Source organism: Planktothrix paucivesiculata PCC 9631 (assembly GCF_900009265.2).
Lineage (GTDB): Bacteria > Cyanobacteriota > Cyanobacteriia > Cyanobacteriales > Microcoleaceae > Planktothrix > Planktothrix paucivesiculata.
Genome location: NZ_LR735015.1, coordinates 80,554 through 95,728, shown reverse-complemented (window position 1 = coordinate 95,728; position 15,175 = coordinate 80,554). Strand labels below are relative to the sequence as shown.

Sequence of the window (15,175 nt, the reverse complement as noted above, 5' to 3'; positions counted from 1 at the left end):
ATCAAAACTAAAGGTTAAAATAAATAACCTTGATTATCATTTGTGAAAATATCAAAACCCTAGACCCAATTGGGGCAAGGAGGCAGTTTCAAGTCTAACCTGAACAGGTTTAAAGCCCTCAAATGCCATCCTTACCGTCTATTTATAACTTACAACTGTCAAGTTGAGTATTAACTAAGTCGGGTTCATCCGGTGAACGAATTTACCCGCTCACTCAACTTTAATTGTAAAGTCTGGGCTGATTTGATCAGCTTTTGCCGCTACTTTCTTGACCACCGCCGGAGGTAGGGGAACATAACCCAGTTGGGCACTGACTTTTTGACCTTCAGTTAATCCATATTGAATCATGGCTTCCACGGATTTAGCCATTTCTGGTTTATCGTACTTTTGATAAGCCATAATCCAAGAGTAGCTAACAATTGGATAGGATTCGGCTCCTTCTGGATTAGTAATAAAAGCGCGTAAATTTTCGGGTAATTCTACGAATTCGAGGGTTTTTGCGGCGGATTGATCATTGGGTTGAATAAAATTTCCCGCTTTATTTTGCAAGGAGGCCATTTTTAAGTTAGCACTTTTGGCAAACCCATATTCAATATAACCAATAGAACCCGGCGTTTGACTGATTTGAGCCGTAACCCCCTCGTTACCCTTACCGCCAATACCTACGGGCCATTGAACGGTTTTACCTTCTCCCACGGCACTATTCCATTCTTCACTCATCGCGGCTAAATTTTTTGTAAAAACTCCGGTTGTTCCGCTACCATCGGAACGATAAATTACTTGAATCGGTAAGTCAGGGAAAGTCACACCCGGATTATCTGTGGCTAGGGCTGGATCATTCCAATTAGCAATTTTACCTAAAAAGATATCAATTAGGTTTTGTTGAGATAATTTGACTTCTGCTACATCGGGGATATTATAAGCTAAAACTATACTTCCGGCGGTCATGGGTAATAGTAAAACGCCGTTGGGTACTTTAGCAATTTCTTCATCGGTCATGGCAACATCACTGGCGCCAAATTGAACTAACCCTTGTACAAAACGTTCTACCCCAGCACCACTACCAACGGATTGATAATCAATTTGTAGATTTTTGGTTGCTGCACTAATATCACTAGCCCAGCGTTGATATAAAGGAGCCGGGAATGAGGCCCCCGCACCAATTAATGCAACAGGTTGTTCTAAACTAATTAATTGGGCTGCACCGGAGGCGGTATTAGGAGTTGTGGTTGCTGCTCCTTCTGTACCCGTTGTTTGATTCGGAGTTGTAGTTGTTGTAGTTGTCGTGGTATTACTGCCGCCACAAGCCGCTAAACTCAAAGTTAAGGCTAAGGCTGAAAATCTAGCTACAAAACGACTAGAAGGACTAATTGAATTCAGACGAAACAGCATAAAAAATCAATATTTTGTTAGGGTTGATACCGTAGAGAATAGCGTCTCTGTAACAAGTTAAGGTTAAAGAGAGGTTAAGGATTGTCCCGATACCCTTGATGGTACAATAACCCAGGAGGTAGGGGAGCAGGGGGAGCAGGGCAGGCAGGGGAGGCAGGGGGAGCAGGGGAGGTAATGCTATAAACCCATAACTTATTACCCAAAACCCATAACTTATTACCCAAAACCCATAACTTATTACCCAAAACCCATAACTTATTACCCAAAACCCAAAACCCTATTACTCATTACCCAAAACCCATTCGTAATTCGTAATTCGTAATTCGTAATTCGTAATTCGTAATTCGTAATTCGTAATTCGTAATTCGTAATTCGTAATTACCCGCTATAACTGTTAATCGTCAACAATTTTAGATAACTAGCAATTCTGGCATGATCAATGTAGTTCCAGTACGACCCGCGCTTAATAGTAGTTTGTCTTCGGTGAGTGATTCCCCATTGGAAGTTCCTCAGAATTGGGAAACCCAAGAAGACTTACAAATCTGGCTGAATGAATTAGTTGAAAGAATTATATCTGGCGATCGCATTAGTCGAGAAGCAGCTTTAGCTCTAAGCCAGATTGAAGATCAAGAACAAATTTTATTACTGTGTCAAGCCGCCGATCAAGTTCGTCAATCTTGCTGTGGTAATACCGTTGATCTCTGTAGTATTGTTAATATTAAATCGGGGAATTGTTCAGAAAACTGTGGTTTTTGTTCCCAATCTGTCCATCATCCGGGGGAAGCCTCTCCGGTCTATGGATTAAAGTCTAGTGATGAAATTTTAGACCATGCCGCATCCGCAGAAGCCGCCGGAGCCGACAGATTTTGTTTAGTTTCTCAGGGACGAGGGATTAAATATAATAGTCCGAAATCCTCGGAATTTGAACAGGTTTTAGCCACGGTTAAACGAATTATTCAAGAAACCAACGTTAAACCCTGTTGTGCTTTAGGGGAATTAACCTTAGAACAAGCCCAGGCTTTAGCTGAGGCGGGAGTTACCCGCTATAACCATAATTTAGAAGCCTCAAAAGCCTTTTATCCCCAAGTCGTAACTACCCATACCTGGGAAGATCGGGTACAAACCGTTAAAAACCTGAAAGCGGCGGGAATTCAAGCCTGCACTGGGGGGATTATTGGGATGGGAGAAACCTGGGAAGATCGGATCGATTTGGCCTTCTCCTTAGCTGAATTAGAGGTGGAGTCCGTCCCTATTAATTTATTAAACCCGCGATCGGGAACGCCTTTGTCAGAACAATCTAAACTTGATCCCTATGAAGCCTTAAAAGCGATCGCAATTTTCCGGTTAATTCTTCCGACTCAAATTATCCGCTATGCTGGAGGACGGGAAGCGATCATGGGAGAACTGCAAGGTTTGGGCCTAAAATCGGGAATTAATGCCATGTTAATTGGCAATTATTTAACCACTTTTGGTCAAGCTCCCGAACAGGATCATGCGATGTTAAAATCCTTGGGACTCGAAGGGGGTGAAGCTCAGGTTCCTCATTTTTCCTAGTGGTTAATATTTCTCTATTGTGACAGCGACCTCTGAGTTTTTCTGGGCAATTATTGGTGTTTTATTAACGATTGGTGGCACTTTTTTAGAAGCCTTTGTCACCGATCCCTCTTGGCTTTGGCAACAAGACAATGTTGAAGTTCACTCTTTAGGTGTAACCTATCAAATTGGGGCGGTTTTGTTAGTTGCTTGTTTGGGGGGGAAAAATGCCGCGGCCATGTCCCAAATTGCTTATCTGGCTTTGGGATTAACTATATTACCCGTTTTTTCAGAGGGAGGGGGAATAGACTATTTAAAACAGCCCACCTTTGGATATTTATTAGGGTTTATTCCCGGCGGCTGGCTCTGTGGATTTTTAGCATTTAAAGCTTTACCTAAATTAGAATTATTAGCCTTTAGTTGTTTATGTGGATTACTGACTGTTCACACTGTAGGGTTAATTTATTTAAGTTTAAGTCACGTTTTTAATGGAGTTGCTACTCAAGGAATTATTCTTGGAGATGCGATTAATAAATATTCTATTCAACCTTTCCCTGGCCAATTAGCGGTTAGTTGTGCGGTAGCTGTTTTATCTTATCTTTTAAGAGGATTACTATTTTATTAAAGAGACGCGCCCGAGCGCAGCGATGCCGTGGGCTATTGGCACGTCTGGCCTACTTATAACTGGTAAGGGTGGGTTTATCAAGATTTAGGTAATTAACAAAGATATAAAAGAACCCGCCCCTACAACTGATGACTGATGACTGATGACTGTTAACTGATGACTGATTTATGCGATTTAAGAAAAATTCTAATTTCTGGATAGTTGCTCTGGTTAGTTTAATTGTGGATCATCTGACTAAATTCTGGGTGGTACAAAATTTTGAACTAGGAGAAACTTTACCTCTTTGGCCTGATGTGTTTCACCTAACCTATGTTACAAATACGGGAGCAGCATTTAGTTTATTTAGTAATGGCGGCATTTTATGGTTACGTTGGCTATCATTATTGGTGAGTCTAGGATTAATGGCAATGGCTTTGTTTGGCCCTCGTCTCCAGCGTTGGGAACAGGTAGGATATGGTTTAATCTTAGGAGGTGCTTTAGGGAATGGAATTGACCGGTTTGTTTCTGGTCATGTCGTGGATTTCCTAGATTTTCAACTGATTAATTTTCCCGTGTTCAATTTGGCAGATATCTCGATTAATATTGGAATCTGGTGTTTAATTATGGCAATGTTTACCCAATTAAAACCTGAGTCCTGAAACGAAACGGTACAATAGATACAGACCCACGCAAGTCTGAGTGCTGAAAATGTCCACCCCCTTGCCCCCTCAGAAACCTCAAACGCTCCTGAACACAATCACACAGGTTGTCCAGACCCTTCACGCCAAAGTTAATTTTTCCCGACTGATCCTCAAACCCAATGCCAAAGTCCCAGAACTGATAGTACATCAGGCTGATACTAACAAAGCTGAAGTTTATCCCCTATTAGGGGATCACTATGTGGTCGGGCGATCTTCGCGAACCTGCGATATTGTCGTTCGTAACCCCCTGGTTAGCCAAACCCATATCAGTATCGTCCGATCTCCCAAAAAAACGGGCTTATTCCCGAGTAGCACCGGGTTTCTGATTCAGGATGAAAACTCCACGAATGGCTTATATTGGGGACGGCAACGGGTTAAAGAACTGCCGTTGCGCCATGGGGATAGTTTCACCTTGGGGCCACCTGAATTGGCCTCCGTTGCCCGGGTCGAATATCGTGATCCGCCCCCTTGGTATCTTCAAACCCTGCGTTATGGGTTTTATGGAATCTGTGGTTTAACGGCCGCCGTGGGTCTTGTGGTGCTGTTTGAGTCGCAAAAATTTGAAGTTGATCCCCTGCCAAAAACCGTAACCGGGCCAGTGATTATTCACGCCGCCGATGGCCGTCCCCTGCGAGAAGCTAATACGATCGCCCATTTAGAAGCGGATCAGTTATCGGATTTTGGCCCCTATTTACCCAAAGCCGTGGTCGCTTCTGAGGATGCTCGGTTTTATTGGCATTTGGGAATTGATCCCTTTGGCACATTACGCGCTTTATTAACTAATGTGCGGGATGGGGAAATTCGAGAAGGAGGCAGTACCCTTTCTCAACAGTTGGCCCGGAGTTTATATCGGGATTATGTCGGGACAGAAGATTCGGCGGGGAGGAAATTTAGGGAAGCGGTTGTAGCGCTAAAATTAGAAACGGTTTATGGTAAAAATAAGCTCCTAAAAACCTATTTGAATCGGGTTTATTTAGGGATTAATTTATATGGATTTGAGGATGCCGCTCAATTCTATTTTGACAAATCAGCCCAGGATTTAACTCTTTCAGAAGCAGCAACCCTGGTGGGAATTTTACCCGCGCCCAATAGTTTTAATCCGATTCAAAATTATCAGTTAGCGGTAGAGTATCGCGATCGCGTGATTAGTCGGATGTTAGAACTGGGCATGGTTAGTGAAGATGAAGCCGATCGCGCTCGTCGTTCTCGGATTGAAATTAATCCCAAAGCTAAAGAGTTTTTAGAAAGTACCATTGCCCCGTATTTTTATGATTATATTTTTGCTGAATTACAGCAGTTATTAGGGGAACAATTAGCACGGGAAGGCAATTTTATCGTAGAAACAGCATTAAATCCTTCGATGCAAACGATTGCAGAATCTTCCCTAAAAAGTTCGATTCAGACCACGGGCGCAACTGATGGATTTTCTCAAGGGGGTCTAGTAACATTAGATTCTAATACCGGGGAAATTTTGGCAATGGCGGGGGGTGCAGATTATAAAGAAAGTCAGTTTAATCGTGTTACCCAAGCTCAACGTCAACCGGGATCAACGTTTAAATTATTTACCTATTTAGCAGCACTAGCCCAAGGTATTCCTCCGGGTCAAATCTATTCCTGTGAACCCTTAACTTGGAAAGGACAAAGTTATCAAGGGTGTGAACGCAGTGGGGGTGATTTAGATATGTATAGAGGGTTAGCCTTATCAGAGAATGTGATCGCCCTGAGAATTGCTCAAGATGTTGGATTAGATCGAGTTATTGACATGGCAAAACTCCTAGGAATTAATTCAAAACTTGATCCAGTTCCGGGTTTAGTCCTAGGTCAAAGTGAGGTGAATCTATTAGAAATTACGGGAGCTTATAACACCGTTGCTAATAATGGTTTACATCATTCCCCCCATGCAATTAAACGAATTTTAGATAGTAGTGATTGTACGGATTTTAATGATATTAATACTTGTCGGGTGATTTATGCTTATGATCGAGATAATCCCACAATTCCTTCAGTTTTATCGGCTTCTGTGGCCGAAACAATGACAACTTTATTGCAAGGAGCAGTTCGTCGGGGAACGGCTAGAAGTGCCTATATCGGATTAGGAGAAGCGGGTAAAACTGGAACAACAAATGATAATGTTGATTTGTGGTTTATTGGTTATCTTCCCGATTCAAAATTAACCACGGGGGTTTGGTTAGGGAATGATGATAATTCTCCTACCAATGGAAGTAGTGCGAATGCGGCTAAATTATGGCGGGATTATATGAGTCAGATTGCAAGATAATTACGAATTACGAATTACGAATTACGAATTACGATTAGGGGGATTTTTAAAATTATAATTCAGCCCCTTGAAAAATTTGTGTTGGGGTTAAATTTAATTCAGGGAATATGGCCGATTCTATTCTATCATTTTCTCTAAATAAATTTACCATATATTCCCCATCGATCATTTGATAAACTGAAATAGTGGGCTGTTTGGGATTTCCAATATATCGCCGACCTCCTAACCCTAAATAGGGCTTGCTGAAAAAAGGCGAAAAGCCAGAACAGAGGGGAGGTGAAGACAAGAAAAAATGAATCAGGTGCAAGGGATGGGTGTAAAATAACGCAAAAACCTTGCATGAGTCGGTGAAAATGTACCGTAAAGACGAGCAACCAAGGACACCACCCGAAGAGTTCAAACTGCCATTTGAGGGAAAACTCTCAGAAGAGAATCGGTGGGTAATCATGGCCCAATGGATACCGTGGGCAGAATTTGAAGCGGAATACGCAGAATTATTCTCATCTGTTATGGGAGCACCAGCCAAAACATTTAGAATGGCATTGGGAGCCTTAATCATTAAAGAAAAATTAGGGATAAGTGATAGAGAGACAGTAGAACAAATCAAAGAAAATCCCTACTTGCAGTATTTTATTGGGTTGTCCGATGCAATATATTAAACGAAACTTAGGACATATAGACCAAATAATCGCCAATAGAGGGAGGCTGGATGAATTGAATGACAGACAATATAAGAGTTTATTAGTGGTATCAGAAGTTTATCGTCAACAGCAATGGATGTATGATCATAACAAACAAAGTATTTCCGACAGAATCGTAAGTTTAAGCCAACCCCATATTCGTCCAATTGTCCGAGGAAAAGCCGGAACGTCAGTAGAATTTGGAGCCAAATTGTCTGCTAGTTGTCTGGATGAATATGTATTTCTTGACCGGATTAGTTGGGATAATTTTAACGAATCATGTGATTTAAAAGCACAAATAGAGGCTTTTAAAGAATATACGGGACATTATCCTGAGTCAGTCCATGTAGATAAAATTTACCGAACTAGAGACAACCGAGCTTGGTGTAAAGAAAAGGGGATTAGAATGAGTGGCCCCCCGTTAGGTAGACCTCCAGTAAATATTAGTAAAGCTACTAAGAAGCAGGCGTCAGAAGATGAAAAGATTCGGAATTCTATTGAAGGCAAATTTGGCCAAGGAAAAAGAAGATTTAGCCTGAATCGGATTATGAATAAACTAGCTCATACTTCCGAAACGGCAATTGCTATTACTTTTTTAGTCATGAATCTCTCTGTGATTCTTAGACAGATTTTGGGGTCAATTTTTTTATTCCATTACTTTTTTCAAGTCATTGATTATGACAAGTTATCTCTTAACTCATTACCTCGAAAAAAACTTATCTGACCTTCTGACTTCATTAGCTAGTTAATCATTCGTTTCCTTTTCTGTTACTTTTTCAGCAAGCCCTAAATAATCAATAATCCAATATTCTTTAATTCCTAATCTTTCATATTCTGATAATTTCATTAAATAATCATCTTGCCAATTGGTACTAACTACTTCTACCACTAAAGGTAAACTTTCTCCTTGAGTAATAGTTGAGCGCTTTTTCCATATTGGTTCATTTTCTAGGGCATTTTTATCAATAATAGTCACATCTGGAATATAACCTGAATTATCAGAATCAATGGGTTTGATAATACATTGTCGAGGAATAAAGTAAGGTAATTGTAAACGCCGAATTTCTAAGGTCAACTCAGCAGCAATTTCTCCAGCGACTTGTTCATGAGTTCCTGTAGGCTGCATTTCTTTAATAACTCCTTGATGTAATTCATACCGTCCGTAACCATCGGGAACCCAGTCCAAAAATTCCTCTAAGGTGATTAATTTAACTTCCGTTTCCGATTCCAAGTAAATAGTCATAAATAAAATAACACTAATAAGACAGTTCGTTGTTGCGCTGAAGCGCATCTTGTTGTTGCACTTCAGCGCATTTTGTCGTTGCTGTTTATAGCTAAGATTAGGAGCGCTAAAGCGCAACAACGAATTATTTTTTTATAGTATAACAATTTATAGAAACCAGGTTTCTCAGAAAAACGGTTTCTTCCGGTTATCTTAGGGTAAAATAAACTTAGGCTGGTTTGAGTTATATCATAATGAGTTATTGCCTAAATCCCCATTGTCCTCAACCCCAGAACACCCCAGAGGCTAAATTCTGTTTAACCTGTGGGGCAAAATTGTTATTAAGAGAACGGTATCGCGCCGTTAAAGTGATTGGTCATGGGGGGTTTGGTAAAACATTTTTAGCCGTAGATGAAGATAAACCCTCCCGTCCGGCTTGTGTGATTAAACAATTTCGCCCCCAAATGCAGGGAAATTCTCAAAAAGCCATTGAGTTATTTCATCGAGAAGCAGAAAGATTAGATGAGTTGGGAAAACACCCTCAAATTCCTGAATTATTAGCCCATTTTGAACAAGAGAATCATCAATATTTAGTCCAAGAATTTATTAATGGGCCGAACTTAGAAGCGGAAATTTTGGATCACGGGATTTTTAATGAAGCCCAAATTCGTCAAGTCTTAGATGATTTATTACCAGTTTTACAATTTATTCATCATCATCGGGTAATTCACCGAGATATTAAGCCCGCGAATATTATTCTGAGAGAGGGATCTTTATCGGCACAATTGCCCTTAGTTCGTCCTGAATTTTTACAACAATTGCGGGGAGAATCTTCGCCTCCAAATACTCCTGCGGGTTCTCAACCTCAAGGTCAGTTAGTATTAGTCGATTTTGGAGCCGCAAAGGTCGTTACCGATAGTCAAGTTCCAATCATGGGAACAGTAATTGGGAGTCCCGAATATGTCGCCCCGGAACAAACCCGAGGACAGGCAATTTATAGCAGTGATATCTATAGTTTGGGGGTAACTTGTATTTATTTAATGACGCACATTTCCCCTTTTGATTTATATGATATTCATGAGGATCGATGGATTTGGCGAGATTATTTAAAACAAAATTATGTGAGTTCGGAATTAGGAAAAATATTAGATAAAATGTTAGCCGTATTACCCAGTCAACGTTATGATTCTGCCTTAAAAGTCCTAAAAGATCTACATCCGAGTGGCATACCCGTAGCGATCGCCCGCCATTTACAAACCCCATCCCCCCCAACTCCCGCACCCCAAACCGTTAGAACTCCCGCCCCGGCCCCCTCCCAGACCTTACCCCCCCGCACGATCCAACAACTGACACCCCCCCAACAGCAGCGTGTTCAACCCTTGCACCCGCCCTCTTGGAAGTGTGTCCATACCCTCAGTGGTCATCGCAACGCCATTACCGGAGTGGCTTTCAGTCCCGATGGCCAGACCTTGGCGAGTGGGAGTCAGGATCAGACGATTGAAATTTGGCGGCTGGACTCGGGGAAACGGTGGTATACCTTAGTTGGTCATAGCAATTGGATCACGACCATTGCTTTTAGTCCTGATAGCAAGACTTTGGCGAGTGGGAGTCGGGATCAAACCATTGAAATTTGGGATATGACCAAGGGTAAAAGGTGGTATACCCTCACGGGTCATCAAGACGGGGTGGAAGGGGTGGCGTTTAGTCCCAATGGTCAATTTTTAGCCAGTGGAAGTCGAGATAAAAATATTGAAATTTGGAATATGAATAAGGGAAAACGGGGGTTTACTTTAACAGGTCATCAGGATCGAGTTTATAGTGTGGCGTTTAGTTTGGATAGTCAAAAGTTAGCCAGTGGGAGTCGAGATCAAACGGTAAAAATTTGGGATTTGAACACAGCAAAGGAAGTCCAAACCTTAACAGGTCATGGGGACTGGGTGCGAAGTGTGGCGTTTAGTTTAAACGGTCAATTGTTGGCTTCGGCGTCTAAAAACGGCATGATTAGAATATGGCAAAATCAACAGGAAAAATGGGTATTATTAAGAACATTAAGAGCCGATGATCAAGAGATATTTAATATTGTTTTTAGCCCAGATCATCGGTTTTTAGTGAGTGGAGGAGGACAGGGAATAATTGATATTTGGGATGTACAAAAAGGGATATTATTAGAAACCATTAAAGCCCATGATAGTGATGTTTTTACGGTGGCGTTTAGTGGCGATGGTCAATGGTTAGCCACGGGAAGTTATGACCGGACGGTGAAGTTGTGGAAACAATAACATTGATTCTTAGAGGTGAGGTTAAAATCTATATTAATGATCGTATTAATTTAATTATCTATTCTTCTTAAAATAGTTTCTATTTGAGCTTTTAATTCGGGTAAATTTCGTTCAATAACAGACCAAACAATTTCTGTATCGATCTCAAAATAATTGTGAACTAAGATGTTTCTCATTCCAATCATTTGTGACCAAGGCATTTCTGAATATTGTTCTCTAAAATCTCCTGAAAGTGCGCGAGATGCTTCGCCGATAATTTGTAAATTTTGCACAAACCAAGTTTGAATTAATTCATCTTCTTCAAAACAGGTCTTACCTTGAACAGAATATTTTTCAATCCGAATAATAGCTTCCAAAATATCCTTTAATTTTTCGGAATCGCTTCTCATAAGGAAATTGCCTCTTTTAATACTTGTTCACGAATTCGTTTTTTTAAACCTTTTTCTGTAACAACATCAACTGGACACCCTAATAAATTTTGTAAGTCCATCAGAAGTCCACCTAAATCAAAAAGACTTCTTCCAGGTTCAAGCTCAACTAAAAAATCTACATCACTATTGGAATCTGCTTCATTTCTAGCCACAGATCCAAAAATTCGGATATTATAGGCTCCATATTGAGCCGCAATCCTTAAAATTTCTTGACGATAACTTTTCAGCAGGTCATCAAGGTTCATGAGTTTATTAGGAATTAATGAGTTAAAAACTATATGGGTTATTGTATCATAAATTTGATAATTTTTCAAGTATTACACTATTTTAAATAGGAGCGATCGCAACCCCAATCAAATTAACACGCACCATCTTACTAAAATTGATATTAATATAAGAATATGCGATCGCAAATACAATAATATTTAGGACTTACGCATGAGGATCGAGAAACCGGGTTTTTTAGAGAATATGTGGGTCAAAACGAATATTTTAGGAAAAAACCCGGTTTCTTTGGTTGGGTGCGTAAGTCCTGATATTAAAACAATTAATTGGTGGATTTTGGGGTGTAACGAGGAAGAACGCTCGCACTGCTTTAGATCCTAAAATAACAATAGATATTCTTTCAAGATACTATTACGGTTAGGATGACGTAACTTTCTGAGAGCTTTCTCCTCTATTTGACGAATCCGTTCACGGGTGACATTAAAAATCTGACCAATTTCTTCTAATGTCTTCATCCGACCATCATCTAACCCATAACGTAAACGTAAGACATCTCGTTCACGGGGACTGAGGGTATCTAATACATATTCTAAGTCTTCTCGTAATAGATTCATAGACACTTGATCTTCAGGAGTTTCGCCATCGGATTCAATAAAATCTCCTAGGCGAGAATCTTCCTCTTTTCCAATCTGTGTTTCTAAAGAAATTGGAAGTTGAGCCGATTTCGCAATAAACCGTAACTTCTCGATGGTCATTTCCATGCGAGTTGCGATTTCTACTTCCATGGGTTTGCGACCCATTTCTTGAGACAGTAACTTGATGGTCTTTTTAATCCGAGAAATGGTTTCATACAGGTGAACTGGTAGTCTAATTGTCCGAGATTGATCAGCAATAGCTCTAGTAATTGCCTGACGAATCCACCAGGTCGCATAAGTTGAAAATTTGTAACCTTTTTCGTGATCAAATTTCTCGGCGGCTCTAATTAATCCTAAACTGCCTTCTTGAATCAAGTCTTGGAAAGATAGACCTCGATTCATATATTTTTTGGCAATGGAAACCACCAGTCTCAGGTTAGACTGTACCATCTTATCTTTAGCCCGACGGCCTATATAAAGACGGCGGCGGAACTCTGGTAGCCTCATTTCAACGGCGGTTGCCCATTCTTGCTCATTGGGTTCGCGGTCGTAATGTTCCATCAATTTTTCCCGAATTCGCTCTAGTTCAAGTAAGTCGGCAATTTTACGAGCGAGTTCAATTTCTTCATCCGCGCGTAATAAACGAATTCGACTAATTTCTTGCAGATAAAGACGAATCGAATCTTCTGTATAGTGTTTTTTCTTGGTCTGAGTTCGACGCCGGGATCTAACCCATTTACCAAATGGCATCTGGTAATAACCATACAAATGACCATACAGTAATTTAAATTCATCCAAATCTCGGAAGATATAAGATCGAATATGCCAACGAGTGAATACTCCTATTGCCATTTTAGAATAGCTTTCAGGGTTTTCCTTGGGTTCGGGAGTTAGTGTTGGAGTCGGAGTTGGAGTCGGAGTTTGGGTTGGACTTGGGGTTGGACATGGTGTTGGACTCGGTGTTGGACATGGTGCTGGACGTGGAGTTGGTTCGGGGTTAGGATTATTTTTGGAATGATCTAATTTTTCTATTGTTTCACCGACCGTTTTAATCACTTCATCTATGAAATAAGGTTTAACCGGATTTCTATTGCTAAAATCAGATGAAACATAAACATCTTTTATCTTGGGAACAGGAATAACTTTAAACTCAGCTAAATCGCTAATATTCTCTGGGATAGCTTTAGCATAAACTTCATAACTTCCATCAGCATCCTCTAATGGAATAAAATAACCATTCTGATTAATTGTTCCCCCTGTAGCCGTCCAAGTGACTTGTCCGATGGGAATAGGTTGATTATATTGATCAAAACCTTTAACATTAAATTGTTGAGATTGACCACAATATAGCTCTCTATAATTAGGGTTAATTTGTAATGATTTTAGCTTAGGATACTCACCTTCTAGGAGATATAAAGGTTCTCCTGTTTGCAAATCCCAAATTTTGATCCAATCCCGACTCCCACTAACAAATAGTTTGCCATTAGCACTAACAGCAATAGAACTAATAAATCCAGTATGACCTGTGATTCTACGAGATGGATTAGGGTATTGATTAAGGTTTTGAATATAAATACTGCCATTATTGGTTCCTACGACTTGAATATTAAGTAGGTGGTCATAAATAGAGTTAAAATAAGAAATGAAGAAATATCAGAGGAATAGTCATGCCACTGAGGTTAAGAATTCAACTAACAGAAGAAGAAAAACAAGAGCTACTAACTCTGTATCAGCAAGAGAAAGTTCCGAAAAGAACAAGGCAGAGAATAGATATATTAATGTTTAGTGATGGAGGATGGATGGTCTCAAAAATAGCCCAGACTTTAAGGTGTTCAGAAGCCATGGTAAGAAAAACAATAACTCGATGGATAAATCAAGAAAAAGAAGGATTATTTGATGCTCCTCGTTCGGGAAGAAAACGGAGGTGGAAAGAAGAAGATATAGAATATTTAGAAACTTGTATAGAGTCAGATGAAAGAACTTATAATAGCCGTCAACTGTCGGAAAAACTTCTGCGAGAGAGAGCGATCGCACTAAGCGCAGAAAGAATTAGAAAAATCTTAAAAAAAAAAGACTGGCGCTGGAAAAGAACAAAAGCCAGTTTAAAGAAAAAACAGAATCCCGAAAAAACAGCGAGCAAGAAAAGAGATTTGGAGACGTTAAAGCGTTATGAAGAAGAGGGTTTGGTCAGATTAAAATATTTAGATGAGGCAGGTTTTTGTTTATGGAGTCCTGTGAGTTACACCTATGTAAAAAAGGGGAAGCAGAAACAAATAAACCAGACGAAAAAGCGAGGAAAAAGATTGAATGTAATTGGAGTATTAGAAAAAGGAAAAAGTTTTGAGTACGGTTTAAGTTTGTCAGGAATTACAAGTGAGAATTACATAAAATTTATAGATTGGCAAGCGGAAAAAGCTGAAAAGCATTTTCAAAATACTCGACAAATTACCGTACTGATTCAAGATAACTACAGTGTCCATAAAAGTCAAAAAATACAAGAAAAAGAAAGGGAGTGGCAAGACAAAAAATTAGAATTTTTCTTCCTGTCTGCTTATAGCCCTGAATTGAATGAAATCGAACCAGAATGGCATCAATTAAAAACTCATGAACTGGCGGGAAGAATGTTTGAAGATGAATATGATTTGAGCCAAGCTGTGATTCAAGCCATTGAAGATAGAAACGAAAGAAATGATTGTACCTGCGATCGCTTGCGATTTAATTCCCTGAGTAACTCTCAAGAATTATCCTAAACAATCTTTTTCTATTATTGACTTTATTTATGACCACCTACTTATCTTGTATAATATTAGGCGATCGCAAATTAACATTTTCAGTTAAATAAGGATTATCACCATACAGCACCCAATAAGCAGATTGTTTAACCTGTTCTGAAGGGTTGGTTAATGCCTGTTGCGCGAGTAAATCTAAACCTTGATCAAATTTTAGACAGTCTGAAAGGGCTGTAAGTCGTTGTTGAAGGTCTGGACTGGTGAATTTACCCCGAAGATTCTCAATAGCTGGCCGTTCAGAGGGTGCGGTCATGGTCTTAACTATTACAGGTTATTTATCAATTTTAAACTCATAACCGCATTAAATAACAAAGGTTTAATTAAGAAAAATTATCACACTTTATCAACGGCTTCAGTTCTGCTATAGTGAGAATAATTAAATAATTAACCAGGCAAACCGGATCAA

General features: G+C 39.8%; 11 protein-coding genes and 4 pseudogenes. 7 read left to right on the top strand and 8 right to left on the bottom strand.

Annotated elements, in window-relative coordinates:
• Positions 1-210 precede the first annotated feature (210 nt).
• Positions 211-1,392, bottom strand: a complete 1,182-nt coding sequence (pstS, locus tag PL9631_RS12130; RefSeq protein ID WP_083620644.1) for a phosphate ABC transporter substrate-binding protein PstS — start codon at positions 1,390-1,392, stop codon at positions 211-213.
• Positions 1,393-1,824: 432 nt separating this feature from the next.
• Between pstS and bioB the strand changes: the two genes are divergently transcribed.
• The 4 genes from bioB to PL9631_RS12110 all read left to right on the top strand — a co-directional run bounded on the left by bioB (position 1,825) and on the right by PL9631_RS12110 (position 6,508).
• On the top strand, positions 1,825-2,946 hold the full coding sequence (bioB, locus tag PL9631_RS12125; RefSeq protein ID WP_083620641.1) for a biotin synthase BioB: 1,122 nt from the start codon (positions 1,825-1,827) through the stop codon (positions 2,944-2,946).
• Between the two features lie 19 nt (positions 2,947-2,965).
• Positions 2,966-3,550, top strand: a complete 585-nt coding sequence (locus tag PL9631_RS12120; RefSeq protein WP_197046352.1) for a biotin transporter BioY — start codon at positions 2,966-2,968, stop codon at positions 3,548-3,550.
• Positions 3,551-3,717: 167 nt separating this feature from the next.
• Positions 3,718-4,188, top strand: a complete 471-nt coding sequence (gene lspA / locus PL9631_RS12115) for a signal peptidase II (RefSeq protein ID WP_083620638.1) — start codon at positions 3,718-3,720, stop codon at positions 4,186-4,188.
• Positions 4,189-4,237: 49 nt separating this feature from the next.
• Positions 4,238-6,508 carry a transglycosylase domain-containing protein gene (locus tag PL9631_RS12110; protein WP_083620636.1) on the top strand — a complete coding sequence of 757 codons (2,271 nt, stop codon included), beginning with the start codon at positions 4,238-4,240 and terminating at the stop codon, positions 6,506-6,508.
• A gap of 52 nt (positions 6,509-6,560) precedes the next feature.
• Here PL9631_RS12110 and PL9631_RS12105 read toward each other — a convergent pair.
• Positions 6,561-6,746: pseudogene (locus PL9631_RS12105) on the bottom strand (Uma2 family endonuclease); the annotation flags it as partial.
• 115 nt (positions 6,747-6,861) lie between these two features.
• Between PL9631_RS12105 and PL9631_RS12100 the strand changes: the two are divergent.
• Positions 6,862-7,912 (top strand): annotated as a pseudogene (locus PL9631_RS12100) (transposase).
• Between the two features lie 21 nt (positions 7,913-7,933).
• Here the strand turns inward: PL9631_RS12100 and PL9631_RS12095 are convergent.
• Positions 7,934-8,431 carry a Uma2 family endonuclease gene (locus PL9631_RS12095; protein WP_083620635.1) on the bottom strand — a complete coding sequence of 166 codons (498 nt, stop codon included), beginning with the start codon at positions 8,429-8,431 and terminating at the stop codon, positions 7,934-7,936.
• A 233-nt stretch (positions 8,432-8,664) separates the two neighbouring features.
• On the opposite strand from PL9631_RS12095, the gene PL9631_RS12090 reads away from it, so the two are divergent.
• The gene (locus tag PL9631_RS12090) at positions 8,665-10,689 is read left to right on the top strand and encodes a serine/threonine-protein kinase (RefSeq protein WP_083620633.1); all 2,025 of its coding nucleotides are present in this window, start codon (positions 8,665-8,667) and stop codon (positions 10,687-10,689) included.
• A gap of 50 nt (positions 10,690-10,739) precedes the next feature.
• On the opposite strand, the gene PL9631_RS12085 is transcribed toward PL9631_RS12090, so the two are convergent.
• The 4 genes and pseudogenes from PL9631_RS12085 to PL9631_RS27380 all read right to left on the bottom strand — a co-directional run.
• Complete coding sequence (locus PL9631_RS12085; RefSeq protein ID WP_083620632.1) at positions 10,740-11,078, bottom strand: HepT-like ribonuclease domain-containing protein; 339 nt, start codon at positions 11,076-11,078, stop codon at positions 10,740-10,742.
• Positions 11,075-11,365, bottom strand: a complete 291-nt coding sequence (locus tag PL9631_RS12080) for a nucleotidyltransferase family protein (protein ID WP_083620904.1) — start codon at positions 11,363-11,365, stop codon at positions 11,075-11,077. Before PL9631_RS12080 ends, PL9631_RS12085 begins: the two co-directional genes overlap by 4 nt.
• A 357-nt stretch (positions 11,366-11,722) precedes the next feature.
• Positions 11,723-12,721 (bottom strand): annotated as a pseudogene (gene rpoD, locus PL9631_RS12075) (RNA polymerase sigma factor RpoD); the annotation flags it as partial.
• A 705-nt stretch (positions 12,722-13,426) separates the two neighbouring features.
• Positions 13,427-13,510 (bottom strand): annotated as a pseudogene (locus PL9631_RS27380) (hypothetical protein); the annotation flags it as partial.
• Positions 13,511-13,647: 137 nt separating this feature from the next.
• Here PL9631_RS27380 and PL9631_RS12070 point away from each other — a divergent pair.
• Entirely contained in the window at positions 13,648-14,730 is a 1,083-nt protein-coding gene (locus PL9631_RS12070; protein WP_083616166.1) for an IS630 family transposase, read from the top strand.
• Between the two features lie 37 nt (positions 14,731-14,767).
• Here PL9631_RS12070 and PL9631_RS12065 read toward each other — a convergent pair whose 3' ends face one another.
• On the bottom strand, positions 14,768-15,022 hold the full coding sequence (locus PL9631_RS12065; RefSeq protein WP_083620630.1) for a hypothetical protein: 255 nt from the start codon (positions 15,020-15,022) through the stop codon (positions 14,768-14,770).
• Positions 15,023-15,175: the final 153 nt, after the last annotated feature.